The 26,233-nt window shown below is 60.0% G+C and carries 27 protein-coding genes; 14 read left to right on the top strand and 13 right to left on the bottom strand.

Going from position 1 to position 26,233, the window contains the following annotated elements:
- Nucleotides 1–133 precede the first annotated feature (133 nt).
- Genes FIU93_RS29795 through FIU93_RS29785 form a run of 3 tightly spaced genes read right to left on the bottom strand, consistent with a single transcriptional unit; the run spans nt 134 to nt 3,008 of the window.
- The gene (locus FIU93_RS29795; protein ID WP_023001304.1) at nt 134–1,447 is read right to left on the bottom strand and encodes a TRAP transporter large permease; all 1,314 of its coding nucleotides are present in this window, start codon (nt 1,445–1,447) and stop codon (nt 134–136) included.
- Nucleotides 1,440–1,937, bottom strand: a complete 498-nt coding sequence (locus FIU93_RS29790; RefSeq protein WP_075283482.1) for a TRAP transporter small permease subunit — start codon at nt 1,935–1,937, stop codon at nt 1,440–1,442. The genes FIU93_RS29795 and FIU93_RS29790 overlap by 8 nt, the downstream gene beginning before the upstream one ends.
- 54 nt (nt 1,938–1,991) lie before the next feature.
- Nucleotides 1,992–3,008, bottom strand: a complete 1,017-nt coding sequence (locus FIU93_RS29785; RefSeq protein ID WP_152507936.1) for a TRAP transporter substrate-binding protein — start codon at nt 3,006–3,008, stop codon at nt 1,992–1,994.
- Nucleotides 3,009–3,417: 409 nt separating this feature from the next.
- On the opposite strand from FIU93_RS29785, the gene FIU93_RS29780 reads away from it, so the two are divergent.
- A complete protein-coding gene (locus FIU93_RS29780; RefSeq protein ID WP_023001307.1) occupies nt 3,418–3,819 on the top strand; it encodes a thioesterase family protein in 402 nt (133 codons plus the stop codon).
- A gap of 218 nt (nt 3,820–4,037) precedes the next feature.
- Here FIU93_RS29780 and FIU93_RS29775 read toward each other — a convergent pair whose 3' ends face one another.
- From FIU93_RS29775 to FIU93_RS29740, 8 genes are read right to left on the bottom strand one after another with little or no spacing between them, the layout of a single operon-like run.
- The gene (locus FIU93_RS29775; protein ID WP_077294511.1) at nt 4,038–4,763 is read right to left on the bottom strand and encodes an SDR family oxidoreductase; all 726 of its coding nucleotides are present in this window, start codon (nt 4,761–4,763) and stop codon (nt 4,038–4,040) included.
- The gene (locus FIU93_RS29770) at nt 4,760–5,533 is read right to left on the bottom strand and encodes a cyclase family protein (RefSeq protein ID WP_152507935.1); all 774 of its coding nucleotides are present in this window, start codon (nt 5,531–5,533) and stop codon (nt 4,760–4,762) included. The genes FIU93_RS29775 and FIU93_RS29770 overlap by 4 nt, the downstream gene beginning before the upstream one ends.
- Nucleotides 5,530–6,786: an SDR family NAD(P)-dependent oxidoreductase gene (locus FIU93_RS29765; protein ID WP_152507934.1), complete on the bottom strand. Its 1,257-nt coding sequence runs from the start codon at nt 6,784–6,786 to the stop codon at nt 5,530–5,532. The genes FIU93_RS29770 and FIU93_RS29765 overlap by 4 nt, the downstream gene beginning before the upstream one ends.
- Nucleotides 6,783–7,958: a thiolase family protein gene (locus tag FIU93_RS29760; RefSeq protein ID WP_152507933.1), complete on the bottom strand. Its 1,176-nt coding sequence runs from the start codon at nt 7,956–7,958 to the stop codon at nt 6,783–6,785. Before FIU93_RS29760 ends, FIU93_RS29765 begins: the two co-directional genes overlap by 4 nt.
- Nucleotides 7,958–9,571, bottom strand: a complete 1,614-nt coding sequence (locus FIU93_RS29755; RefSeq protein WP_152507932.1) for an AMP-binding protein — start codon at nt 9,569–9,571, stop codon at nt 7,958–7,960. The genes FIU93_RS29760 and FIU93_RS29755 overlap by 1 nt, the downstream gene beginning before the upstream one ends.
- Complete coding sequence (locus FIU93_RS29750) at nt 9,568–10,041, bottom strand: aromatic-ring-hydroxylating dioxygenase subunit beta (protein ID WP_152507931.1); 474 nt, start codon at nt 10,039–10,041, stop codon at nt 9,568–9,570. The genes FIU93_RS29755 and FIU93_RS29750 overlap by 4 nt, the downstream gene beginning before the upstream one ends.
- Entirely contained in the window at nt 10,041–11,351 is a 1,311-nt protein-coding gene (locus FIU93_RS29745) for an aromatic ring-hydroxylating dioxygenase subunit alpha (protein ID WP_152507930.1), read from the bottom strand. Before FIU93_RS29745 ends, FIU93_RS29750 begins: the two co-directional genes overlap by 1 nt.
- Before the next feature lie 27 nt (nt 11,352–11,378).
- Nucleotides 11,379–12,311, bottom strand: coding sequence for a PDR/VanB family oxidoreductase (locus tag FIU93_RS29740; RefSeq protein WP_152507929.1), 933 nt, complete (start codon nt 12,309–12,311; stop codon nt 11,379–11,381).
- A gap of 120 nt (nt 12,312–12,431) precedes the next feature.
- Here FIU93_RS29740 and FIU93_RS29735 point away from each other — a divergent pair, with 120 nt between their 5' ends.
- From FIU93_RS29735 to FIU93_RS29720, 4 genes are all read left to right on the top strand, one after another.
- Nucleotides 12,432–12,890: a MarR family transcriptional regulator gene (locus FIU93_RS29735; protein ID WP_023001316.1), complete on the top strand. Its 459-nt coding sequence runs from the start codon at nt 12,432–12,434 to the stop codon at nt 12,888–12,890.
- A 509-nt stretch (nt 12,891–13,399) separates the two neighbouring features.
- Nucleotides 13,400–13,966 (top strand): MaoC family dehydratase, encoded by a 567-nt coding sequence (locus FIU93_RS29730; RefSeq protein ID WP_152507928.1) that lies wholly within the window; start codon nt 13,400–13,402, stop codon nt 13,964–13,966.
- A gap of 6 nt (nt 13,967–13,972) precedes the next feature.
- Entirely contained in the window at nt 13,973–15,133 is a 1,161-nt protein-coding gene (locus tag FIU93_RS29725; protein ID WP_075283467.1) for a CaiB/BaiF CoA-transferase family protein, read from the top strand.
- Nucleotides 15,130–16,266: a carbohydrate ABC transporter substrate-binding protein gene (locus tag FIU93_RS29720; protein WP_152507927.1), complete on the top strand. Its 1,137-nt coding sequence runs from the start codon at nt 15,130–15,132 to the stop codon at nt 16,264–16,266. Before FIU93_RS29725 ends, FIU93_RS29720 begins: the two co-directional genes overlap by 4 nt.
- 76 nt (nt 16,267–16,342) lie before the next feature.
- On the opposite strand, the gene FIU93_RS29715 is transcribed toward FIU93_RS29720, so the two are convergent.
- Together FIU93_RS29715 and FIU93_RS29710 are read right to left on the bottom strand one after the other, a co-directional pair.
- Entirely contained in the window at nt 16,343–17,179 is an 837-nt protein-coding gene (locus FIU93_RS29715) for an amidohydrolase (protein ID WP_152507926.1), read from the bottom strand.
- Between the two features lie 65 nt (nt 17,180–17,244).
- Complete coding sequence (locus tag FIU93_RS29710) at nt 17,245–18,027, bottom strand: IclR family transcriptional regulator (RefSeq protein ID WP_152507925.1); 783 nt, start codon at nt 18,025–18,027, stop codon at nt 17,245–17,247.
- A 176-nt stretch (nt 18,028–18,203) separates the two neighbouring features.
- Here FIU93_RS29710 and FIU93_RS29705 point away from each other — a divergent pair, with 176 nt between their 5' ends.
- The 9 genes from FIU93_RS29705 to FIU93_RS29665 all read left to right on the top strand — a co-directional run bounded on the left by FIU93_RS29705 (nt 18,204) and on the right by FIU93_RS29665 (nt 26,228).
- Entirely contained in the window at nt 18,204–19,520 is a 1,317-nt protein-coding gene (locus FIU93_RS29705; RefSeq protein WP_152507924.1) for a sugar ABC transporter substrate-binding protein, read from the top strand.
- 108 nt (nt 19,521–19,628) lie between these two features.
- Nucleotides 19,629–20,525, top strand: coding sequence for a sugar ABC transporter permease (locus tag FIU93_RS29700; RefSeq protein WP_152507923.1), 897 nt, complete (start codon nt 19,629–19,631; stop codon nt 20,523–20,525).
- Between the two features lie 2 nt (nt 20,526–20,527).
- The gene (locus FIU93_RS29695; RefSeq protein WP_031269448.1) at nt 20,528–21,394 is read left to right on the top strand and encodes a carbohydrate ABC transporter permease; all 867 of its coding nucleotides are present in this window, start codon (nt 20,528–20,530) and stop codon (nt 21,392–21,394) included.
- Between the two features lie 2 nt (nt 21,395–21,396).
- Nucleotides 21,397–22,494 carry a sn-glycerol-3-phosphate ABC transporter ATP-binding protein UgpC gene (gene ugpC, locus FIU93_RS29690; protein WP_152507922.1) on the top strand — a complete coding sequence of 366 codons (1,098 nt, stop codon included), beginning with the start codon at nt 21,397–21,399 and terminating at the stop codon, nt 22,492–22,494.
- 4 nt (nt 22,495–22,498) lie between these two features.
- Nucleotides 22,499–23,620, top strand: a complete 1,122-nt coding sequence (locus tag FIU93_RS29685; protein WP_023001326.1) for a mandelate racemase/muconate lactonizing enzyme family protein — start codon at nt 22,499–22,501, stop codon at nt 23,618–23,620.
- Between the two features lie 3 nt (nt 23,621–23,623).
- Nucleotides 23,624–23,953, top strand: a complete 330-nt coding sequence (locus tag FIU93_RS29680; protein WP_152507921.1) for an L-rhamnose mutarotase — start codon at nt 23,624–23,626, stop codon at nt 23,951–23,953.
- Nucleotides 23,946–25,019 (top strand): Gfo/Idh/MocA family oxidoreductase, encoded by a 1,074-nt coding sequence (locus FIU93_RS29675; RefSeq protein ID WP_152507920.1) that lies wholly within the window; start codon nt 23,946–23,948, stop codon nt 25,017–25,019. The genes FIU93_RS29680 and FIU93_RS29675 overlap by 8 nt, the downstream gene beginning before the upstream one ends.
- Before the next feature lie 3 nt (nt 25,020–25,022).
- The gene (locus FIU93_RS29670) at nt 25,023–25,475 is read left to right on the top strand and encodes a MaoC/PaaZ C-terminal domain-containing protein (protein ID WP_055661060.1); all 453 of its coding nucleotides are present in this window, start codon (nt 25,023–25,025) and stop codon (nt 25,473–25,475) included.
- Between the two features lie 18 nt (nt 25,476–25,493).
- Entirely contained in the window at nt 25,494–26,228 is a 735-nt protein-coding gene (locus tag FIU93_RS29665; protein ID WP_152507919.1) for an SDR family oxidoreductase, read from the top strand.
- Nucleotides 26,229–26,233: the final 5 nt, after the last annotated feature.

Raw genomic sequence — 26,233 nt, 5'->3', positions numbered from 1 at the left:
CGCAGTGCGTTCCATTTTCTCCTCCTCCCAAGAAAGGTAGTCGGACCGCATCCCCCTTTGAAAAGGTACGTCTGCGGTCTGTGTCGGCTCCGATGCCAGAGGCTTGCCGGCAGATGCCAGACCAAATCTGATCCTACATCTGGTTTGGCAGCAAGAGCACTAGTCCCGGCAGTGTCAGCAAGATGATCAGACGAATGATATCGACCATCCAGAACGGCGTGACACCCTTGAAGATCGTGGCCGTCGGCACGTCGCCGACTACCGCTCGCAACACGAAGACATTCAGGCCGACGGGAGGTGTGATCAGGCTGATTTCGGTTACCACCACGACGATGATGCCAAACCAGATCGGATCATAGCCAAGCCCTGTGACGACCGGAAAGAAAATCGGCACGGTCAACAGCAGCATCGACAGGCTTTCGAACACGCAGCCGAGCGCAATATAGATGAGCAGGATCAGCCCCATGACCATCCAGGGCGGCAGATTGTAGGCGGTCACCATGTCGCTAAGTGCGGTCGGCAGGCCTGCGATATTGACGAAGTTGGAGAAGATCCAGGCGCCGATCAGAACTGCAAACAGGCTGGCTGCGGTCATGGCCGTTTCACGCAGGGCTTCCAGGGCATCTGCGAGCGACAGGCGTCTGCGGGCAAGTGCGATCAGAAAAGCCCCCATGGCACCCATGCCGGCGGCTTCCGTCGGCGAGAAGCTCAGGTTGATCGGCGGCACATCGAAAACACCATAGAGCCCGCCGATCACAAGAAAGAACAGCAACAGGACAGCCCAGACATCCTTCAGGGCGGACAGTCTTCCGCTGAGGTTGATGCGTTCCCCTGCCGGACCGGCTTCCGGATCGCGCCAGACCGTGAACTGGACAGCAACCAGATAGAGCACGACACCCAGAAGGCCGGGAATGATGCCGGCGACAAAAAGCTTGCCGATCGAGGTTTCGGTCAGCAGACCGTAAATGACAAGGATCACCGAAGGCGGTATGAGGATGCCGAGCGTCCCGCCGGCGGCAATCGAAGCCGTCGACAGTTTGTCGGCATAGCCGAACCGACGCATTTCCGGCATGGCCACCTTCGACATGGTGGCGGCGGTTGCAAGGGACGATCCGGATATGGCGGCAAACCCACCACAGGCAACGATGGTTGCCATCGCGAGGCCACCGCGAAAATGGCCGAGGAACGCGTTGGAGGCGGCATAGAGCTCCCGGCTGATCCCCGCCTTATTGACGAACAACCCCATGAGGATGAACAGCGGAACGACCGAAAGGCCGTAATCCTGACTGGTATCGATGATCAGACGGGCCGTCATGGAAATCGAGGCGCGGTAGCCCGATTCAATCATGAAGCCGATCATTCCGACAAAGCCCATGGCGAAGGCGATGGGCACTCGCAGCAGGACCAGTACGAGAACCGCTGCAAATCCGAGAAGTCCTTCAAGCATGCCGGGGGCTCATCAATTTCGGTGCGAAAATATGGCCGAGCCCGCGAACAATGAGGACTGCGGCGGTAATTGCCGTGACGATGGAAATGAACCAACCGACATAGTGCAGGGGCAGGCGCAGATATTCCATGACGTCGCCGTAGGAGCGGCTTCGTTCGGCCAGATCAAATACGCGCATGGCCGGGAGGACCAGCATCAGGCCACAAAAGAGATCCGTGAAAGCGTTGCGCCAGCGGGTCAGTCCGGCGCGCTTGAACATGCCATCCGTCAGGTCGACGCAGATGTGGCCATCCTTTGCGGAAACGACCGGCAGAACCGAGAAAACCATGATTGCCATGAGCAGGCGCGTCATGTCGGCGGCAACTTCGATCGGCGCGTTGAACACCGACCGGAGCACCACGTCGCAGAACGTCATGACCATGAGGACGAACAAGGCAAACGAGGCAAGCAGCGCCGGCAGACTGGCCGCAAACTTGAGTAGACGGGACACGTCCAGATCCTTCAGCTGCGGGCGGTCCGGACGAACCGGACCGCCCGGACTCGTTTAGTTTCCGGCCATTTCCTGCTTGACCATTTCGTAGGCGGCTTTCGCGTCCACCCCGGCTTCCTGCAATTCCGCCAGAACCTTGTCCGTGACTTCCTTGCTGATTTCCTCGAACTTGGCGATGTCATCATCGCTCGCAGGCGTGATCTTCGTGCCTTCTGCGTTTTTGGTCGCTTCATAGGCAATCGTGTCGGACTCGTCCCAGGATGCACCTGCCATCCGGCTCGCGGGCTCACCAAACACTTGCTCGTCCAGGGCCTTCTGGACATCTTCCGGCAGGCTGTCGAATTTTTCCTGGCTCATGATCACGGCAAAGGAGCCGCGATAGAGACCGCCCGGCATGTCATAAAGATACTTGGCCACTTCGTTCAGCTTGAAGCCGACACGCTCGCCGACATTCATCGCAACGGCGTCGGCTGCTCCGGATTCCAGCGTTTCATAAACCTTCGGAGCCGGAACGTTGATGCCGATCAGGCCGAGCGCAGACCCCACATCGCCGGCAACACCGCCGCCGATACGCGTCTTCAGGCCGTTCATGTCGGCAAGACTGCTGACTTCCTTGCTGGAATGGATCTGACCGGGGCCATGGGTGTTGAGCGAAATGACCTTAACGCCGCGATGCTCATTGAGGTCGGCGAGGTATTTTTCATAAACGCGCCAATAGGCGACGGATGCGTCTTCTGCGTTGCCTTCATAACCCGGCAGTTCAATCAGCTTCGTCCCGACGAAACGGCCCGGTTGATACCCGTGGAAGATGATAGCCATGTCTGCGGCACCATCGAGAACCAGATCCATCTGGGCTGGCGGCGGGGCGAGGCCAAAGACCAGCTCACCCGAGACTTCGCCGCCTGTAGCTTCTTCCATCATGGTGATCAGATTGGCAAAAATGCCGGTATTCACGCTATGGGTTGGCGGCAGCCAGCTTGAAATCTTGAGAACGGTTTCCGCCGAAAGCGCCGAAACGCTGAGGCTCAGTGAAACTGCGGCAGCGCCAACAATCTTGAATAGCGACTTCATCTTCCTCTCCCTTGAATGATGCGTCTGTCTGGCTGGGCTCCTCCGCAGGCCCGAGACCGTTTTTGAATACTTCCATTGATGAGCATGCCTTGTCAATAAATATGAAACTGCATGTATTTTTTGCAATCGACAATAGAAAACACCGTCGCTCCGCAATCATTTTCACGGCGGATCAACGCTTCACGAAACTCCGAATATTCTTCTTGATTTCAAATGTTTATCCATATTTCTCAGCGCACTGCCCGCGTTACGCAGGCAAGGAATCAACATCCTGGCGAACAATCCACGTGTTGAAGCCCCTCTGAGATATGTGCAAAATCAAATAAATAAAATTGGGCCACCTTTGCATGGTGAGCCAGCCAGTGGCAGGGAGAAACGCATCTTGGACGTTCCATTCAAAACCACCCGCATGCTCAACTTCGGTGATTGCGACATCTCCGGCACAGCCTATTTTCCATCCTATCTGAACATCCTCAACGGTGTGAACGAGGAATTCTGGCTGAAGCTCGGCTATCCATGGCACAAGATTATCTGGGAGGAACGTTGGGGCACTCCGACTGTCCATCTTTCCAGCGACTTCTCAAGCCCTTCCTTTTTCGGGGAAGAGCTGGAGTTCGAAGTAACCGTGAAGCGGGTCGGCCGGTCGTCGGTCACCATGCATCACGAGATCAGCTGCAAGGGCGAAAAACGCTGGTCGAGCACCCAGGTGCTGGCCGCCAGCGATCTCGACAAGCATTGCTCCATCCCCTGGCCGGATGACGTAAAGGCAGCCCTGCTGGCCTGCATGCCGCAAGATCAAGAAGACAGCTGACGGCTCAGACGCTTCAGAACAAATCGCGTTGGTTTCCCGTCAAACGCGGCTCCCGCTAGTCACCCGAATCTGAAGTTCATCTCAATTTCCGGCATGCTCCGAACGAACTTCAGATTCAAAAGAGTGACTAGCAAATATATGTTTCTAGTGTGGTTTTCGAATTTGAAATACGCTCTAGCGGTTGCAGCACCAATGAGGTGTATTTCAAATTCACCACACTAGATCGTCAGCGTTCCGACGCTCGCACCGCCGCAGACATAAAGCGTCTGACCGGTCACGAAGCTGTTTTCCGGATCGCAGAAGAACAGGAAGGCATTGGTCACGTCCCGGACGTTGCCAATGCGCCCGACCGGGATGCGTTTGGCGAGGGCTTCCTGTTGCGGGCTGTCCTTTTCGACGATGCCCCAGAAGTTGTCGGTCAGGATCGGGCCGGGGGCGACCACGTTGACGGTGATGCCATGTGGGGCAAGCTCCAGGGCCCAAGTGCGCGCCATACCGATCATGCCGGCCTTACTGGCACTGTATGCGGTTCGGGTCGGTGCGCCGAGCGCCGCCCGTGAGGCGTTGAACATGACACGGCCGAACTGGCGCGCCTTCATGTTTGGCAAGGCCGCCTGCAGGAGAGTTAATGCCGATCCCAGGTGCAACTGCGCAAGGCCGGTGATGTCTTCGGGCTTGGCATCCTCGACAAGATTGGGCCAGATGAGCCCTGCATTATGGATCAGGTGGGTGACGTCGAACTCCGCCGCGATCGTGCCGGCGGCAGCGGCCACGGCTTGTGCATCGAGAAGGTCGGCTTCCACCGAGTGCAGGTTAGGGTGAGACTTTTCCGGTGCGGTTCGTGCGACCGACACCACCGTGTAGCCCTGACCGAGAAGCCTTTCGACCAGATCGGCACCAATCCCCTTGTTGCCGCCGGTAACGACTGCCGTAAATTCACTCATTCCGTCACCATCGCCAGAACCCGAAGCGGGCTGCCGGTTCCATTCTTGATTTTCAGGGGAGCCGCAATCAGCACGGCACCTGTCGCGGGCAGCTGATCGAGATTGGCCAGGCATTGCAGGCCGTATTTTCCCGCGCCATGCAGAAAGTAGTGAGCGGGATAGGGCGGCACGTAGTGCGCCCCCTGGCCTGCATCCGTTCCGACGGTCTCGGTACCAAAGCCGCGGATGTTCCGGTCCTCGATCAGAAACCGGATCGCCTCCGGCGTCGGTCCGGGCGAATGCGGTCCGTCGGCGCGCATGTTCAGATAGTCGGCGCCTCTGCGCTTGGACCAGTCGGTGCGCATCAGCACCCAGGCATCTTCCGGAATGCGGCCATGGTCGCATTCCCAATTTGCGATGATCTCGGGCGTCAGTTCGAAGTCGTCGTTCTCTGCCGCCCCTTTCGAACAATCGATTACCACCACAGGACCGACAAAAGCCTCAACCGGGATCTCATCGACCGAGCCATTCGGCACGTCCTTTCCGGAAATCCAGTGCGAGGGCGCATCGAAATGGGTGCCGGTGTGCTCGCTCATGGAAATGTTGTGCCATTTCCATGCCGGACCACGGTGATCGTAGGCGCTTATTTCCTCCATCCGGAAACGCGCGCACTGACCGAACTCGGGCGGCAGCACGATGACCGGAAAGTCCGGATCGAGCGTGTGGGTCAGATCCACAATCCTGACGGCTCCGGTGGCAAGGCCGGAGACCAGCTGGTTCAGACCGCTCATGCGCCTTCTCCCCCTTGCGTGAGTTCACGTTCCAGGACTTTCGGGTCCCGACGCCAGCGTTCGCGTATCTCCATGGCAACGTCACCGCACCACACGTCTTCAAGCCCCTGCTGCAGCCCCGTGACCACAGACCTTGCCAGAGCCTTTGCATTGACCTTGGGAGGCGGCACCGGCTGGGTCCAGTCGTCTTCGTCCGGTCCGGTGAAGACGGTCATGACACGCAACCCGGATGCACGGAATTCTCCGCGCAGGGACTGCGACAGCGAATAGGCAGCAGCGTTGGAGGCAGAAAAGCAGCCGAAGTCCGGTGAGTTGGACAGGGCGAAGACTGACAGGATATTCACCCAGGCAACCGCCGAGTTGACGCCATCGTTGGTGCGAGCGCACATGCCCGGTCCGAATGCCTGCGCAAGACGCATCAGACCAAGATAATTGGTCTCCATTTCCTCACGCGCGAAGGCAGTATCGCCTCTTGCCAGAACACCGCCCGGCCGCAGAAACCGGGCATTGTTGACCAGAATATCCGTCTTGCCGCCAATTTCCCCGGCAAGCCGCTCTACCGAAGCGGTGTCTGTGACGTCAAGCGGCAGCACGCTGACCTTTTCAAGCCCGGACAAGAGATCGCGGTTCGCGTGCGGACGCCAGCTTTCGGCCTCGCCGACAAAGATGGTCGAAGCCCCTGCCTCCAGCAGCGAGTTCACCAGAGCCGGCGTGTTCGGGTTTCGCAGGTCCGTGATCAGGATGCGCCTGTGTTTCGGGTTGGCTGAAAGGGCACGCATTTGCGGATCGTCTTCCATATTGCTTGTCCTGTCCTTGGGCACTGCCAGCAAAACGCCCTGGCCGGACGCGTCCAGGCGGTTCAACAGTGTAACTTCCCCGCCGCGCTCGCAGTCACCATGCACATGGCACAGGACCACGGGACCGGCATCCAGTTGCACCGAGCCCATGCGCCAGGGCGTTCTCTCCCGGAAATAGAGATTGATCGACGTGCGGATCCGGGTCTCTGCCAGCAGTGTGCCCGCCGGCGAGATGTCCTGCCATTCCAGCCTCGCCGACAGGCAGCTCCCGCAAACATCCCGGGGCGGATATTGCACCGTGCCGCAGTCGTCACAGACCTGAAGAGCGAAACGGCCTTCCGCCGCAGCCGCGGTCAGGCCGAGAGCCGCGCGGGATCGGGCCTCCGGAGGACGTAATGGAGACTGCGTGCGCTTTTGCGGATCTTTCTTGAGGGGAGGGGAAAGCGGTGTGCTCATGCCGGGCTCCCTGTTTTCACAATGGCCGCACTCGTGCAGACGCCGCGGTCGTAATTGATCATGCCGAAGCCTGAAACCATCGCGGTCGTCGCATCTGCCACCTGCGTGCCTCCGGCGGTACCCAGTACCTGGCGCAGTGCTTCCACGAGGCCGATGAAACCACCCGCTGCCCCGGCCTGACCGGCAGACAGTTGTCCGCCGGAGGTGTTGTGCGGAAAGTCTCCGGAAATTGTCAGGTCCCGGTTTCTGACGAAATCCGGGCCGCCGCCCTTGTCGCAGAAACCGAGATCCTCGATCTGCATCATCGAAATGACGGGATAATCGTCATAGGTCTGCAGGAGATCGATGTCGTCCGGCGAGCACTCCGCCATGGCGTAGAGTTCTTCGACATCGAGCGTCCAGCCGCCACGCAGTTGCACGGGATCCTCGGCATGGGCGTTGTGGCGCTCGATTGTTCCGCCGATCACGGCATAGGGCAGGTTCCGCCGCTCTGCCTCTTCAATGGACATGACGAGAAAACACTCGGACCCGGCGCAAGGCATGACACAGTCGAACAGGGCAATCGGATCGGCGATCGGGCGGGCGTCGAGATATTGCTCAAGCGTCAGCGGCTTCTTCATCAGCGCGTTCGGATTGCGCAAGGCATTGGCACGCTGCGCAACGCAGATCCTGCCGAAATCCGCGCGTGTCGCGCCATATTCCTGCATGTAACGGTCGGTCAGAAGCGCGAAATTGGCATTCGGCCCCCCAAATCCGTAAGGGTAGGAGGCATCCTGGGCAAAGCGGGAAAAGCTCGACAGCAGATTTCTGAAGCTGTCGATGTGGTTGGTGTCTCCGGCAACACAGGCCACGATGTCCGCGTCGCCCGCCTGGACTGCACGTGCGGCCCTCCGCAGGGCTACCACACCACTGGCACCACCCATCGGAATATTGTCCAGCCACCTGGGGCACAGGCCCAGATGCTGCGTCAGCCCGACAGCCGTATCCGGAAACAGGGTGAAGCTTGCAACCGAAAACCCGTCAATATCCGCAGGCCTCAAACCAGCGGCCCGAAGGGATCCGCGCAACGCGCTTGCGATCCACCAATGGGCCGTTTCGATGGAGTAACGCTGATAGGGAATTGAAACCGGTGCGGTGACCGCAACGCCCTCATAGCTCTGTCGTTTCCCCATCAACTGGCCTGCCGCTTTTTCATGTGACCGGTGGCGATTGTATCGGGATCGTCCAGAAGCTGCAGGGCCAATTCCTTCAAGGCGGCCCGCTGGATCTTCTGGGTCGGCGTCAACGGCAGCTTGTCGACAAAGGCGATGTAGCCCGGCGCCTTGTAATAGGCCATCTGCTCCAGGCACCAGCGCGTGATCGCCTCGGCCTTGTCTCGGCTCGGGTTCTTCACTTTCAGGCAGGCAAACACCTCGTCGCCGCGCACCGGGTCGGGCACAGGGGCAATACCGGCCGCCTCGATGTCGGGATGGCGCATCAGGATCGATTCCACCTCCACGGCGGCGATGTTCTCGCCCGACCGCCGGATGACGTTTTTCTTGCGGTCGACAAAAAACAGGTTGCCGTCCTTGCCCTGGCGGACGATGTCGCCGGTATGGAACCAGCCGTCTTTCCAGGCCTCATCCGTCGCGGCAGCGTCCTTGTAGTATTCCGAGAAGAAGCCGTAGCGCGGATCCGGCCCCGCGTGGCGTACCAGCAATTCACCCTGAACCGCCTCTCTGCCGCTATCGTCGACAAGCCGGCATTCGACGCCCCTGCCTGGCTTGCCGATGCTTGCCTGGGCCACCAGCCGGTCTTTACCCGAGGCGGCGATTACTGCCCCGGCACCGGTTTCCGTCATCGCCCAGGCTTCAACCAGCGGAAAGCCGAAACGGTCCTCGAAGGCAATCTGTAGCTTCGGGTCGACGCCTGCGCCAAAGCCGAAGCGAACCTGATGCGCACGTTCTTCAGGGGAAGGGTCGAACCCCATCAGCATGGACGGCATCACGCCCAGGTAATGCAGACAGGTTGCCCGGGACGCGGCAACGTCCTGCCACCACGCACGCGGGTGAAAGCGATCCAGAACGGTAAGACACCCGCCAACCATGACCATCGCCATAAAGGAATAGGCCATTGCGTTCATATGGAAGACGGGCAGGGGCGTGATCATGCGCTCGCCGTCCTCCGTCAGCGTTGCCAGTCCGCCGACACCGGCATACCAGCGGCCCGCAAGCAGGAAATAGGTGTTGGGAAGGACGCAGCCCTTCGGTTTGCCGGTCGTGCCCGAGGTGTAGAGGATAGCCGCCTCGCGGGCCTCGCCTTCCAGCGGCCGGGCGGTGACTGCCTGGTCGCGCGGCCCGGGGACCGGGTCGCCGGGGGCAATCACGGCCGCCTTGATGCCGGCAGCGGCAACGGCGGCCTCAAGTTCCTTGTGGCGGTCTTCGATCGATATGACCAACGCCGGTTCGGAGTGGCCGATGAGATATTCAAGCTCCGCAGCTCTCAGGTCCGGATTGACCGGCACAACGGAGCCGCCGATCCGGTTTACCGCGAGCCAATGCAGGAAGAACGTGGGCCGGTTTTCCAGAAGCAGGGCAACACGCATGCCTGCACCATAGCCAGCCTGCATCAAGTCCCGCGCAAGTGCGTCGACTTCCTGGCGCGCGGTGCCATATGTCAACTCGCCGGGCGGTATGCCGTAGATGTCTGCAGTGCCGGGCAGAACGTTCAGAAACGGCCGGTCCGGATATTTCTCCGCCGTTGCAGCGAAGGCCTCATAAACTGTTTCAACTGTCATGGCTGTCATGGCAGCAACTGAATATTGCCGAAGGCGGCGTCGCAATTGAGGATGTCGACCCGCTTGTTGGCGATCCTGATCTCGCCATCGACCACTTTCAGTTCGTGCGTTGCCGTCAACGCCAGCAGGAACTGCTCGTCCAGGCGCGTTTCGACATAATGCATGGATGTGTTCGTGATGATCCGGTCCCCGTCCATCTCGTCGATGAAGGGCCGCTGGATGACGTGGTGACAACGGCTCTTGGGCTTCTGGCTGAAGGTTCTGGCCCCGTTCAGCCGCTCCACGCGCAAGCGCAGCATGAACATGTCCTCGTAGAGCAGGGACGTCACCAGATGCGGATCGGTCTGCTTGTAGTCGAGCGGCATCCAGTAGTGGCCGTCTTCCAGCCACAACGACAGCCATTCACTGTAGCGGCCCTCGTCCAGCATTCTTGCTTCGTCATAGATGAAGTCGATGACCTCTTCCCTGGAAACCGCCATCACGCATTCTCCATCGTAGCTGTCATGAATTTCACCCAGGCATCGAACTGGTTGCGCATCTGCCGTTCCGTGGTGCCGTTTTCCACGGCCTCCTCGCCGAAGTCTTCCTCTTCCGTTCTGAGGCGCTGAACGTTGACCCATTCCATGCCGTTGGACATGAGGCCTTCCTGCGCGCGCTCGTACATCTCCAGATCGTCGTGGCCGACCATCGATGTCGGAGCGTTGATCATCCGGTTGTACATGGCGGTGCGCGCCAGAAGTTCGTCCGGCGCCCCGACCAGACGGTAGATGTAGCTTTCGACCAGTGTCTTGTCGGGCCCCAGCGGAATGAAATTGCGCAGCTGCTGGATCGGGCCCTTGATCATGATATTCGGGAAATAGACGGTGTTATGCCGGTTCTCGCCGAGAATTTCCTTCGCGCGCTCCTCGCCGTGGGTTTCGCTCAAGGCCTCGAAATAGCCAGGTATCGCGGAATAGTCGGAATGGATCGAGTGATGCACGCCGGTATGCCCGTGCCCGTTCGGCCAGGTACGAATGCCCATGTTCTCGAAGAACTCGTAGGGCGACATGAAGGGCGCGATGATCTCCATCGCGGGCGGACGCGGTTCCGGGTTGCCCATCTCCTTCCAGATGTTCACTGCCGTTCCGGCGGAGCTTTCGTGGGCGACCATCGGGTGGCAGGTATCGGTCTGGTTTTCGACCAGCATCTTCCAATTGCACTTGTGCATGTAGCGCAGCGGCGGACCGGCGATCTCAAGCCGTCCTTCCGGCGAGCGGTCGACCATGTTGTCGATGGAACTCAGGCTGTCGCCGAAGTAATCCTCGAAGCTGATGCCCTCGGCAGCCAGGCGGGCAAAGACGAAACCGCGATAGTTCTTGACCGCACCAACGGCTGTCATGCCCTTGGCATTCTCGGTGTTTTCGAAGCCGGTGTTCTCATACCCCTTCTTCAGCGGGATCGCGAGCAGGCAGCCGTCCGTCTTGAACGACCAGGCGTGATAGGGGCACCGGAAGAACTTGCCCGTGTTGCCTTCCCGGTCGATCGCGATCTTGGTGCCCTTGTGCGGGCAGCGATTGTAAAGAACGTGAATTTCGCCATCAGAGTGACGCACCTGGATGACAGGCTGGTCGCCGATCTGCGTGGTGAAATAGTCACCCTTGTTCGGGGTCTGGCTGTCATGGCCGACAAACACCCAGGTGTTTGCGAACAGGTGCTGCATTTCCAGCTTGTAGATTTCCGGGCTCGTGTAGACGTCCCGATGCACTTGCGGCCCCGTGAACAGAGCGGCGATTTGGCTGGCCGTTTGCATGCTGGCTCCTCCCTGGAATGCGAAACCCTAAAGATCGAGGACAAGTCGCGCGGATTTCGCGCGGCTGACACAAATCTGCATGACCTTTCCCGATGCCTTTTCGGCATCCGACAGCACGACGTCGCGGTGATCGGGCGTACCGCTGATCACATCCGTCTGGCAGATGCCGCAGTCGCCGCGCTGACAGTCATACATGACGTCGAGGCCGGCATCTTCCAGTGCCTGGATGATGGTCTGGTCCGGGGCGACGGTCACAACCTGTCCCGTGCTGTGTACCTCCACCTCGAATGTCGCATCGCCGGACTGCGCCTGGGGGGCGGTGAAGAGTTCAACATGAATGGCCTCTTCCGCCAGTCCGGCTGCGATCGCGGCAGCGCGTGCGGCATCGATCATTCCCTTCGGGCCGCAGATATAAAGATGTGTTCCGGAGGGCTGGGCTTTCATCAGTGCGCCCAGATCGAGCGGGTCCGTGTCGTCAAGGTACAAACGGGCGCTGTCACCGAAGGCGTTCTTCAGCTTGTCGGCAAAACCCATCCGCGCAGCCGAACGGGCAGAATAATGCAGCTCGAAAGACCGGTCCTGCGATTTTAGCCGGGTCGCCATCGAAATGAGCGGCGTGATGCCGATGCCGCCGGCCAGAAGCAGGACGTGCGGAACATCTTCGGCAAGCGGGAAGTCGTTCTTCGGTTCGCTGACGGAGATTGTTTGGCCTGCGCTCAGGGCATGCATGGCCTTGGAGCCCCCCTGGCCGCTCTCCTCCCGCTGAACCGCGACCGTATAGAGGTCATCAGTCTCCGGCCAGTCGATCAGGGAGTACTCCCGTTCGCCCAAAGGACCGAGATCGAATTTGACATGCGCACCGGGTTCATAGCCCGGCAATGACCCGCCGGCTTCCGCCCGAAACCTGAAAACACGAATCTGATCGGTTTCCGGTTCTACACCTTCAAGAACAAGTTTCACCGCAATGCCTCCTCCTGTAAAAAATATGAAATTTCATATAAAATGAGTCAAGCCTCTTTTTTTCCCGATCTGTCCGGGATAAATGACACTTTGAAAACAGGTGCATAGTTGGAGGGGGTGTTGACCCTGACGCCGGAAAAATTCGTTTCTTCTTACCTGCTGTACCTGCTGGCAGCATCAAGCGAAGCGGCAAGCCACCAGTTTCACCTCCGTGTGCGCGAGTTGGGCCTGCGCGTTCCGGAATGGCGGGTTCTTGCCTGCCTTTACGATCAGGACGGACTGATGATCACGCAGCTGGCGAAATACTCCCTTCTGGAGCAATCCAGAATGACGCGCATCGTCGATCAGATGGAAAAGCGTGGACTGGTCGTGCGCAAGAGCGACAAGGGCGACGGCCGCCGCGTCCGCGTTCACCTGACCGACGCCGGGCAGAAGCTGAGCTCCGAAGTGGTCGAAGAGGCAAGGGAACACGAAAGAACCCTGCTGTCTGCCTTGAACCAATCGGATGCGGATCGGATCAAGCCCTCACTGGAACGGCTCCTGGCATCCCTCAACAGCTGGAACAGTGCCAACGAATAGGCGTCTGGCGCTGGTTGTTCTTGTCGCGACGGACGACGGCAAAGCACATCAGGATCGCCGATAGCCCTGCCGTATGTCTCCTTCAGCCTCGCCGGCGCCTTGACGCCAACGGCCGCTAAAGCCGTCTTGCCCGGCTGTCATTCTGCCCATTGCCCACTTAACCCACCGCAATCGCCTGGCTCTGCGTGCACTGCAGTTCCGGTTGCCGTTTGCTGCTGCGGCACACCAGACCGTTTTATTCTTGAGTTGATGGCCGGCTGAACGCTCGGCCCGAACGACAGATGCCGCGCTTCCGGTTCAATTCCCGACGAACCCTGCACACACCCGGACAATCCCCTGAATGGATCGGCACACCCAGCTCGCTGCAGCTTCTTTGCTGTTGGCTCAATGTCTGCAGGGCCTGCGGGGCCTGCGCTAGTGCCTTCGAGCCATGCACCGGGAAGAACAGAGCTCTTGCTTCTAAAAATCATATGTGAATATAGTATTCACATAAGAAATTGGGAGGAGCCATGGAAACGTCATTCGCACCGACGGTCGGGATCGACAGCACGCTGCCGAAGGATATGCCGGCGGCGCATGCGGCCATCCCGGTCTGGAATTCGGAAAACTGGTTTTACGAAGACTGGCAGCCGGGGCATTGCATACGCTCCCTGCGTCGGACGATCGCCGAAGGCGAAAGCCACCTCTTCAACACGCTGGTCGTCGACATTCATCCTTATGTGCAGGACCAGATGTTCGCAGAAACGGAAGGGGTCTTCGGCAAGAGACTGGTTGCCGGAGCGTTCGTCTTCTCCGCAGGCCTCGGCCTTGTCGCGACCAACTGCGTCAACGCGTTTTCCTATGGCTACGACAAGCTGCGTTTCATCAAGCCGGTCTTCATTGGCGACACGATCTATACGGTCCGGACAAACCTCGACAAGAAGCCGAAATACGAAGAGATGGGCCTCATTCGGGCGTCCTACGAAGTCTTCAAGGGGGCAGGGGAACTCGTCCTCTACTGCGAGCATCTGCAAACCGTGAAATACCGCAATCCGGCCGCCCATGCGGACCGGACAGAACCTGAAAACCGGGCCTGAACCGACATGAACTCCACTTCAGAACTACCGCTCGCCGGGATCACCGTGCTCGACATGAGCCAGTTTCTCTCCGGTCCCTATGCCACTCTGCGCCTGCAGGATCTTGGCGCGCGCGTTATCAAGATCGAACGGCCGGGCTCCGGAGACCTGTCGCGCAGCCTCTATCTGAGCGACACGGAAATCGGCGGGGATTCGACCATCTTTCACGCCATCAACCGCGGCAAGGAAAGCCTCGCCGTCGACTTGAAGAAGCCGGAGGACATTGACCGTCTCAAGCGCCTGATCGCCAAGGCCGACGTGCTGGTCCAGAATTTCCGGCCCGGCGTGATCGAACGGCTGGGCCTCGACTACGAGACCGTACGGGCAATCAATCCGGGTCTGGTCTACGGCTCGATCAGCGGTTACGGCGAAGACGGCCCATGGGTTGCCCGCCCAGGGCAGGATCTGCTTGCCCAGGCACGTTCGGGCCTCATGTGGCTCAGCGGCAACGACGGTGACGGCCCGGTACCGATGGGACTTGCCGTCGGCGACATGTTTGCAGGGGCCGCCCTGGCACAGGGCCTTCTTGCAGGCCTCGTCCGGCGCGGTGTTACCGGCAAGGGCAGCCATGTCCAGACCAGCCTTCTCGAAGCGCTGGTCGATTTCCAGTTCGAGGTTCTGACCACTTATCTCAACGATGGAAGGCGCATGCCGAAACGGTCCGGTTTCCGCAACGCACATGCCTATCTCTCCGCGCCTTACGGGGTGTATGAGGCAAAGGACGGGTACATTGCGGTTGCCATGACGCCGATCCCGAAACTGCGTGACCTGATGGAACTGGAAGCTCTCGAGCCTTATTGCGGCGATCCGGCGGTCTGGTTTTCCGAACGCGAGACGATCAAGAAGCTGATCGCAGGTGCGATTGCCGAAAGAACGGTCGACGACTGGATGTCCGTTTTCGAACCCGCCGACATCTGGTGTGCGCCGGTGCTCGACTGGGACAGCCTGCTGGAAAGCGAAGGGTTCAACGGGCTGGACCTGCTGCAGCGCGTCGAGCGTGAAGACAATGTCTCGATCCTGACAACCCGTTCCCCGTTGAGAGTGAACGGCGCCCGTCCGAAAATCGCCCGGGCTGCACCGCGCGTCGGCGAACACACGGCCGCGATCGAGAAGGAGTTCGGCCTGTGAACACCGTTCGCCTGAAAGGCATGACCTGGAGCCACCCGCGCGGCTACGAGCCCATGGTTGCCTGCTCGAAGCTCTGGGAAGAGCAGACGGGTGTCGGGATCGACTGGGACAAGCGCTCGCTACAGGACTTCGAATCCTACCCGGTCGAGGATCTCGCACGCCAGTATGATCTGATCGTCATCGACCATCCGCACGTTGGCGAAATCACCACGCAGAACTGTCTCGCTCCACTCGACAGTCACGCGGCCCCGCAAAACCGGCAGGCCGTCGCAAATGGCAGTGTCGGCGGTTCTTATGAAAGCTATTTCTGGGAGGGCCACCAGTGGGCCTATCCGATCGACGCCGCCGCGCAGATCCAGGCCTATCGGGCAGACCTCATCGGCGCGGCACCCACACGCTTCGACGAAGTCCTTGAACTGGCGGAAGCGGGCAAGGTGCTGATCCCGATGCGCCCACCCCATTCGCTGATGACCTTCTTCACCCTGTCGGCAAACCTTGGAACACCCTGCGCGACGATAGGACCAGGCGAGCTTGTTTCGGTTGAGAACGGCGCACCGGTCTATGAGCTGATCTCGCGCCTGATGCGACACGTTCCTGACCGGTGCTATGGCATGGACCCGATCGCGGTCTTTGAGGAGATGTGCAAGACGGACAGCCCGATTGCCTGTGTTCCCCTGATCTACGGGTACGTCAACTACGGTATCGAAGGCTTCCGGCCGAAGCGCTTGTCCTTTGCCGATATCCCTGCTGCCGGCAGCGAAGGCCCGATGGGCTCCGCACTTGGCGGCACCGGCATTGCCGTTTCCGCGTTTTCGAACCATGTCTCGAAGGCTGCGGACTTCGCTCTCTGGATCGCAAGCGGATCAGTGCAGCGCGGGCCTTTTGCAGCTGCCGGTGGCCAGCCTGGTCATGCGGACGGCTGGTCTGACGAGACCGTCAATGATGTGACAAACGACTTTTACCGCAACACCCGCCGGACCCTGGACAACGCCTGGGTCCGTCCGCGCCACAAGGGCTACATGGCATTTCAGGCAGCAGCTTCAGAACGGCTGAACCTGGGCCTGCAAGGTGGTGAGACAGCGCAATCCGTCATCGACGACATCAATGCGCTTTTCGCCGGGAGTTTTGAGTAAGCCCTTCCAAGACAATGCGTCTGCGGACAACCGTCCAAACGCGCGCCCAATCACATTGGGGGCGCTGTTCATTTGATCAAAGCTGCCAGATACGTTTTGCGTTTCCGGACAGCAGCTTTGTACGTTCATCCTCGCTGACGCCTTCCAGCAGGGCGTGGGTCGCAGCAACCCATGCCAGCAAGCCGCCACCAAGCGTGCAGACCGGCCAGTCACTGCCCCAGACAACACGGTCCCAGCCGAATGCCTGAATGGTGTGCTCGGCCCAGGGGCGCAGGGTTTCGGCAATCCAGCTTTCAGGATCGGCATAGGCTACGATCCCGGAGATCTTGGCGCAGACATTGGGGCGTTTTGCGAGTTCAGTAACCCGCTCCTGCCAGGGCTGGCGTTCGTCGGCGGCGATATCCGGTACACCGCAATGGTCCAGTATGAAGGTGACGTCGGGAGCCAGATCGACAAGCTCTATTGCCCGCTCAAGCTGGCGGGGCAGGACGCAGAGGTCGAAGGTGAAGCGCGTGCCGCCAAGGCGCTTCAGGTTTTCCCGGAATAGAGGCTGATCGGACAACTCGTCCGGCATGACGTGCAACACACGCCGGAAACCCTTCACAAGCTCATTTACCTGCTGCCGCTCCAGATAGGCAGCAAAGCTTTCCTCCTCGGGACGGCAAGACGCAATTGCCCCCTTGATGAGGCTGTCCGGCCGGTTTGCCAGAGTGCCGACATATCCTGTCTCAGCTTCGATGAGGGGTTCAGCGACATCGACCTCCATGTGAAGCGTGGTCGAAATGCCTGCGCGCCGCGCATCACGGGCATAGGTCTCATATGTCCAGTCCCGATTGAGCGGTTCGACACCCGCCAGCCACGGATAGTCCAGAGCCGACCGGTCTATGACATGAAGATGGGTGTCGACGATCATGCTGCTCCTCCTCGCAAATAGCCGGGCAATCCTTCCACAGGAAAATAGATTATTCAAATAAGAATTTATTCGGCCGATTTGCCGTCCGTTCCGGTCAGTTCCGACAACTGTCGCGCGGTCCTGGTCAGAAGTTCCAGCGTCCCGGTGATGTCAGGGGCCTGCGGGGTGTTCACCAGCGTGATGAAAGGAATTGTCAGCGCCGCGATGGCCCGTCCGTCCGGGCTCAGGATCGGAGCGGACAGGTTGTAGACACCGGCAGTCTGGAGGCTCGGCATCATTTCGTAGCCGCGTTCCGAAATCTGGTCGAGCCGGTCGAAGAACTCCTTCTCGACGGTCGGATGTTCGGTGCTACGGGAATATTCGTTGATCATCATCAGGCGTTCCTCTTGCGGCCTGAAGGCCAGAAGAACGTGACCGGATCCGGTGTCGTAGAGCGAAATATTCGAGCCGACGCGGATTGAGATCCCCCAGTAGCTCGGTGCCTCCTGCTGCGCGACGACGACGACCGATCCACGGTCGAAGACGGAGAGCTGGTTTGCCTGGAGCGTCTTTTCCGCGAGGTCGCGCATGAAGGGCGTTGCAAAGGAAACGAGACGGCGGACCGGCGCATGGGACTGCGCCAGACCGAAGAGCTTGAGCGTCAGCGAGTAGCGGTCACCGTCGATCCTTGTGACGTAACCCCGACGCACCAACCGGTCCAGCATGCGGTAGAATTCGTTGGGGCTGCGGCCGAGATGCTTGGCGATCTCCGCCTGGGTCAATCCGCCGTCAATGCCTGCAAGAAGTTCAAGAATATCGAGCCCCTTGTCGAGGGCGGGCGCCCGGTATCGATCCTCTTCCTGTTCCATACTTTTCTCCATGAAGTGCAATATTCATATACGCACACCCTGCTCGAAAAACAAACAAGAATGCGCCGGAGTAGCTTGACCATAAATGAAGAGCATGTTTGTATATAAATGAACCACTCATTAGTGAGTTGTTTGGGCGGGCACCCGCCTTCTTTGAAAGTCTCGGGAGGAGGCTCATGAAAAATCTACTGGCCGGCGCGTCCGCCGGCGTTATCGCTCTTTTTGCCGTTGGCTCTGCGCTCGCGCAGGATTTGCCGGGCAAGTTTGACGGGGTCACGATCGATGCCAAGCTGATCGGTGGCCAGCAGTACGAAAAGCTCTACGCGCGCATCGGCGAATGGGAGGCGGCGACGGGGGCCAAGGTCAACGTCATCTCCAAGAAGAACCACTTCGACCTCGACAAGGAGATCAAGTCGGACATCGCCGTGGGTGCGTTGAACTGGTGTGTGGGTTCGAACCACTCATCCTTCGCGCCCCAGTATCCGGGCATCTACACCGACCTTGCAGCACTGCTGCCGAAGGACGAAATCGACGCCTTCGTCGATGCCAACATCTCCGCCTCGACGCTTGACGGAAAACTGGTGATGCTGCCGCGCGCCCAGTTCGATGTTTCCGCGCTCTACTACCAGAAGAGCCTTTATGCGGACGAAGACAACAAGGCGAAGTTCAAGGAAAAATTCGGCTATGACCTGACGCCGCCGGACACCTGGCAGCAGGTGACCGATCAGGCCGAGTTCTTCGCCAATCCGCCGGACTTCTACGGCACGCAATTTGCCGGCAAGGAAGAGGCCATCAACGGCCGTTTCTATGAAATGCTGCGCGCGGAAGGCGGCGAGTACCTGGATGCCGATGGCAAGCCTGCATTCAATTCGGAAGCCGGTGTGCGTGCGCTCAACTGGTTCGTGGATCTCTACAAAGCGAAAGCCGTACCTGCCGGTACGACCAACTACCTGTGGGACGACCTCGGCCAGGGATTTGCTTCCGGTACGGTTGCCATCAACCTGGACTGGCCGGGCTGGGCCGGCTTCTTCAACGACCCGGGTGCTTCCAAGGTGGCCGGCGATGTCGGTGTCGTTGCACCGCCCAAGGGCTCCTCGGGTGCCCGGACCGGATGGTCGGGACATCACGGTTTCTCCGTCACCGAAAACTGCGAGAACAAGGAAGCCGCAGCTTCCCTCGTCTGGTTCCTGACCAACGAGGACAGCCAGAAGCAGGAAGCAGCCGGTGGACCGTTGCCGACGCGCGACGCTGTCTGGGACTGGGTGATCGCGGAAGCCTCCGACGACCCGTTCCGCAAGGAAGTTCTGCAGGCCTTCCAGGAAGCCGCCAAGGGCGCTTACCCGGTTCCTCAGTCTCCGTCCTGGATCGAGATCTCCAACGCGGTCTACCCGCAGCTGCAGGCTGCCATTCTTGGCGACAAGACGCCCCAGCAGGCACTTGACGATGCAGCGGCCGAGGCCACCGAAATCCTGCAGGATGCCGGAGAGCTCTAAGCTCGCTCAAGGACAGGCGCGGCCCTGCCGCGCCTGATCCCGCCGGGTTTCCCGCGCGCGACATTCGCGGGTCGGCTAGCTCCTTTCGTAAAACGATATGAGGATAGAATGAGAGGCTGGAAGCCCGCGCCGCATGTGCTTCTGCTGCTGCCGGCGTTTATCGTCCTGGCGGCAGTGGTGGTCGTGCCACTCCTGTTGTCACTGTATTCAAGTTTCACGCCGTTCCGCCTGACCCGGCCGGACACGATCTATACGTTCATCGGCTTCCGCAACTACGTGCGGCTTCTGACGGACATGGATTTCTGGATCGCGTTCGGCCGCACGGTGCTGCTGCTGACCTTCGCGCTCAACCTGGAAATGCTGCTCGGCCTGGGCCTGGCGCTGCTTGTTGAAAAGGCCACCCGCGGACAGCGGATCCTGCGCACCATCATGATGTTTCCAATGATGTTCTCGCCGGTTCTGGTCGGCTTCCAGTTCAAGTTCATGTTCAACGACAACATCGGCGTCGTGAACAACGCGCTGCAATCGCTCGGGCTCACGGATATCGCCATTCCCTGGCTGATCGACGGACAGCTTGCCTTCATTTCCATCCTGATTGCGGAAATCTGGTCGTCCACCGCGGTCTTCGCGATCTTCATTCTGGCGGGCCTGATGGCCATGCCGCGCGAGCCGCTGGAAGCGGCCAAGGTGGACGGTTGCACCTCGTGGCAGAGCTTCCGCTATGTGACCTGGCCGTTCATCATGCCCTTTGCCTATATCGCCATGACCATCCGCTCGCTCGACATCGCGCGCGCCTATGACATCGTCAAGATCATGACCGATGGCGGCCCTGCCGGGCGCACCGAGATCCTCTGGACGATGATTGCCCGCACCGCCTATTCCGACGCGCGCATGGGGCTGGCCAACGCCATGGCCTACATCGCCATTCTTCTTTCAATCCTGTTCACGGCGGTGTTCTTCCGGCAACTCGCGAAGGCCCGCCAGCAGATCGGCGCGGAGTGGTGATCATGGACGAGAATACCGCACATCGCCTCAAGGGCCGTTTCCTGAAGGCCGGCCACCTGATCGGACTGTTCCTCGCCATGACGATCATCTGTCTGCCGGGGGTCTGGATCGTTCTTTCCTCGCTCCGCCCGACAGTCGAGATCATGGCCAAACCGCCAGTGTGGATCCCCCGTGAGTTGTCGTTCGACGCCTATGTGGCAATGTTCTCCGGCGTTGGCCAGGGCGGCATTCCGGTGCTGGAATACTTCCGCAATTCACTGATCATCTCGGTCACCTCGACCGTGATTGCCCTGGCGGTCGGCATGGCTGGTGGTTACGCGTTTGCGCGTTACCGGTTCCGCGGCAAGTCGGCCATTTTCCTTGGCTTCATGCTCACGCGAACCGTGCCAGGCATCGCGCTGTCACTGCCGCTGTTCTTCGTCTATGCCAAGATCGGCATCATCGACACCCACTTCGGCCTGATCCTTGCCTATGTGGCGCTCAACGTGCCCTTCACGGTCTGGCTGATCGACGGTTTCTTCAGACAGGTCCCCCGGGATCTTGCGGAAGCGGCCCAGATCGACGGCTGCACCCGGTGGCAAGCCTTCTGGCAGGTTGAATTTCCGCTGGCGCGTTCAGGCATCGCCTCCGCCGGTATCTTCGCCTTCCTGATTTCCTGGAACGAATTCGCGCTGGCATCCCAGCTCACCCGGTCGACCAATTCCAAGACGCTGCCGGTCGGTCTGCTGGATTACACCGCCGAATTCACCATCGACTGGCGGGGCATGTGCGCGCTGGCCGTGGTCATGATCATTCCGGCACTCACCCTGACATTCATCGTACAAAAACACCTCGTCTCCGGCCTCACCTCCGGCGCAGTGAAGGGATAGACATGGCTACCGTCTCTTTGAAAAACCTGGTCAAGAAATACGGGCAACTGGAGGTGGTTCATTCCATCAACCTTGAGGTCAAGGACCGGGAGTTCATCGCGCTGGTCGGCCCGTCCGGCTGTGGCAAGTCGACCTCGCTTCGCATGATCGCCGGGCTGGAGGACATCTCGGGTGGCGAAATCCACATCGGCGACCGGGTGGTCAATGACCTGCCGCCGCGCCAACGCAACATCTCCATGGTCTTCCAGTCCTATGCGCTCTACCCGCATATGACGGTTGCAGAGAATATGGGATTTTCACTCAAGATCGCCGGAAAATCCCAGGCGGAGATCGATGCGGCGGTCGCGGAAGCGGCGCGCACGCTCAGCCTCGAGGCCCTTCTGGAACGACGGCCGTCCCAACTTTCCGGCGGCCAGCGCCAGCGTGTTGCCATGGGCCGCGCCATCGTGCGCAATCCGGATGTGTTCCTGTTCGACGAACCGCTTTCCAACCTTGATGCCAAGCTGCGCATGCAGATGCGCACGGAGATCAAGAAACTGCATTCCAAGGTCCAGTCGACGGTCATCTACGTGACCCATGACCAGGTGGAAGCCATGACCCTGTCCGACAGGATCGTGATCATGCGCGACGGCCATATCGAACAGGTCGGCACGCCGGAGGAAGTCTTCCAGCGCCCAAAGACCCGCTTTGTCGCCGGGTTCATCGGTTCGCCGACCATGAACCTGCGCGAAGCGGTCATCGACGATGGCAAGCTCGCCTTCGCAAATGGCGCCAGCCTTCCGCTGCCGATGCAATTCCGGAACGCGGTCAGCGTTGGCCAGAAGGTCGTGTTCGGCCTGAGACCGGACGATTTGTATCCGGCAGGACATGGCCTGCATTCCGGCGAGGCCCATGACGTGCACACGACGCAGGTGCCTGTCTCGATCACCGAACCGCTCGGCAACGAGACCCTGGTCTTTGCGGAGTTCGCTGGTGAGGACTGGATTGCGCGCATGCTCAACCCGAAGGCGCTGCACACCGGTGACAAGATCGATCTCAGTTTCGACCTCAGCCAGGCACATCTCTTCGATGCCGCCACCGAACAGACCTTGAGGAGCTGAACGCATGGCACGGATTGAAAAAGTCGAACTGCGCATGGTCGACCTGGTTCCGAAGGTCAAGCGAACCGATGCGATCCAGAGTTTCGTCAGCCAGGAAACACCGATCGTCACGATCACCGATGCGGACGGTGCAACGGGCACAGGCTACAGCTATACGATCGGCACCGGTGGATCGTCGGTCATGCGGCTTCTTGCGGACCATCTCGCCCCGGTTCTGATCGGCCGTGACGCAGACATGATCGAGGGCATCTGGCACGAACTGGAGTTCTTCACCCACGCCACCACGATCGGCGCCATTTCCTCCATTGCGCTTGCCGCCATCGACACGGCCCTCTGGGACCTGCGTGCGCGCAAGATGGGGCTGCCGCTCTGGAAGCTGGCGGGTGGAGCCAAGGACCGTTGCCCGCTGTATACGACCGAAGGCGGCTGGCTGCACATCGAAACCGAAGCCCTGGTCGAGGATGCTCTTGCGGCCAAGGCAAAGGGCTTTACCGGATCGAAGGTCAAGATCGGCCGCCCGCATGTCTCCGAGGACTACGAGCGGCTTGCCGCCGTGCGTGCCGCCGTCGGTGACGGTTATGAGATCATGACCGATTGCAATCAGGGCTTCACCGTTGATGAAGCCATCCGGCGCGCCGACCGCCTGCGGGACCTGGACCTTGCCTGGTTCGAGGAGCCGCTACCCGCCGACGACATCGGTGGCCATGTGCGCCTGTCGCAGAGAACCTCGACGCCGGTCGCTGTCGGCGAGTCGCTCTATTCGATCCGGCATTTCCGGGAATACATGCAGGCCGGAGCGTGCTCTGTGGTGCAGGTCGATGCCGGACGGATCGGCGGCATCACCCCCTGGCTGAAGGTTGCCCATGCTGCGGAAGCCTTCGACATGCCGATCTGTCCGCACTTCCTGATGGAGCTGCACGTCAGCCTGACCTGTGCCGTGCAGAACGGCAAATACGTCGAATACATTCCGCAGCTCGACGAACTGACCAATAGCCGCATGACAATTGAAAACGGCCATGCGCTCGCACCCGTCGAACCGGGCATCGGCATCGATTGGGACTGGGACGCGGTGCGCGGAAAGAGCATTCCCGAATTCACCAGCACAATCACCCGGCAGGAGGCGTAGGTCATGCAGCGCATGGGCATGGTGATCGGTCTCGAGCCGGAGAAAGTCGCCGAATACAAGCGACTGCACGCTGCGGTCTGGCCGGAGATCCTCGACATGATCTCCAAATGCAACATCCGGAATTATTCCATCTTCCTGAAGGAGCCGGAAAATCTGCTCTTCGGCTACTGGGAATATCATGGCACGGACTTTGAGGCCGATGCCGCGAAGATGGCTGCCGATCCGAAAACGCAGGAATGGTGGGACGTCTGCATGCCCTGCCAGAAGCCGCTCGACACCCGAAAGGACGGCGAGTGGTGGGCGATGATGGAAGAGGTCTTCCATCATGACTGAAGCTTTCGATCCGGCCAGCCTTTCCCAGGACTGGCCAAGGCCCGCCAATCCACGCCCCATCGTGACTTTCGGCGCAGGCTCCATCGTCGGTGATGCCCATTTCCCCGCTTACAGGAAAGGCGGCTTTCCGATTGCGGGGCTTTATGACCCGGATGCCGGCAAAGCGCAGGCTCTGGCGGATCAATGGGGCATCAAGGCCTTTGCCAGCGCGGAGGAAGCAGCCAGTGTGCCGGGCGCGGTCTTCGACCTTGCCACCCCGCCACAGGTGCATGCCGATGTCCTCGGCCTGCTGCCGGAAGGAGCCGCGGTGCTGATCCAGAAGCCCATGGGCAGCGACCTGGACCAGGCAACGGATATTCTCAGGATCTGCCGCGAGCGCAAGCTGATCGCCGCCATCAACTTCCAGCTCCGCTTCGCACCGATGATGCTCGCCCTCAAGGACGCCATCGCCAAGGGCTGGCTTGGAGAAGTTGTCGATTTCGATGCCTGGCTGGCTCTCGCCACGCCCTGGGAGCTCTGGGCCTTCTTGAAAGGACTGCCCCGAATCGAGATCACCATGCATTCGATCCATTATCTCGACCTGATCCGGCAGGTGCTTGGCGACCCGAAAGGCGTGCACGCGAAATCGCTCGGCCATCCGTCCCATGAAATGGCCCAGACCCGCACCAGCGCCATCCTCGACTACGGCGACAAGGTGCGTTGTGCGCTCTCTATCAATCACGATCACAAGTTCGGTCGTCGGCACCAGGCTTGCGAGTTCCGAGTGTGTGGCACGGAAGGCGCTGCCTATCTGCAGCTCGGTGTCAATCTCGACTATCCGCACGGGGAACCAGACATCCTGGAAATCCGCCCCAAGGGTGGAGACGAGTGGATCCCCGTCCCCCTGAAAGGGGCCTGGTTCCCGGACGCTTTCGTCGGCCGCATGGCAAATCTCCAGCGCTTTGCGTCCGGCGAGGACGCCGAGCTGGTGAGTTCGGTCGAAGACGCCTGGAACACGATGGCTCTGGTGGAAGCGGCCTATGCCTCCTCCGCGTCCCCTGCAACTCCACTCGCACAAAGACCATAAGTCATGGAACAAACGACCTATTTCGAAGACTATGAGCTCGGCCATGAGCGCATCACCTATGGCCGCACGATTACCGAAACCGACTTCGTGGTCCACGCAGGCCATACCGGAGACTTCTTTCCGCATCACATGGACGCGGAGTTCATGAAGACCCAGCCCTTCGGCCAGCGGATTGCCCACGGCACCATGGTGTTCGCCATCGGCGTCGGCCTGACCGCCAGCGTCATCAACCCGGTTGCCTTCTCCTATGGCTACGACCGGATGCGCTTCGTGAAGCCGGTTTTCATCGGAGACACCATCCGTTCGCGCGTGACCATCGTTGCCAAGGACGATGATCCGAAACGCCCGGCATTCGGCCGCGTGGTCGAGCGGACGGAAGTTCTCAATCAAAGCGACGAAGTGGTTCTCGTCGCCGATCACATCCACATCGTTGAACGAAAGAACAAGCCCGCCTGAGGGGCAGATGGAGCCGACATGACAGACTGGGTGAAGGACAAGACCGTTCTGGTGACAGCCGCGGGACAGGGGATCGGACGCGCGACTGCGCTCGCCTTTGCCGCCAGGGGCGCGAAGGTCGTGGCAACGGATATCAACGAAACGGCCCTTTCGGAACTCGAAGGATCAGCGAGGATCGAAATCCGTCGCCTCGACGTTTTGAAGGATACGGACGTCCAGACAGTCGTTGCCGAAACCGGCCCGGTGGACGTCCTCTTCAACGGGGCGGGTTTCGTTCATGCAGGCTCGATCCTTGAAATGAAAGACGAGGACTTCGACTTTGCGGTCGACCTCAACGTACGCTCCATGATCCGGACCATTCGGGCCGTGCTGCCGGCAATGCTGGAACGGGGAGGCGGCGCCATCATCAACATGGCATCCGTCGCAAGTTCCATGAAAGGCGTGCCGAACCGCTTCGTCTACACCACCACGAAAGCGGCCGTGATCGGCCTGACCAAGGCGGTCGCCGCCGATTTTGTGGCGCAGAACATCCGTTGCAACGCGATCTGCCCGGGCACGGTGGAAAGCCCCTCTCTGCAGGACCGTTTGCGCGCCCAGGGCGACTATGAAGCCGCCCGGGCTGCCTTCATCGCGCGCCAGCCGATCGGCAGGATCGGTACGCCGGAAGAGATCGCTGATCTCGCGGTTCATCTTGCCAACGCGACCTATACCACCGGACAGGCCTATGCCATCGACGGCGGCTGGACCATCTGACATTT

It is taken from the genome of Labrenzia sp. THAF35, from assembly GCF_009363595.1.
GTDB classification, from domain to species: Bacteria; Pseudomonadota; Alphaproteobacteria; order Rhizobiales; family Stappiaceae; genus Roseibium; species Roseibium algicola.
The sequence above is the reverse complement of the archived record's forward strand: the minus strand, read 5'-3'. Positions and strand labels throughout refer to the sequence as shown.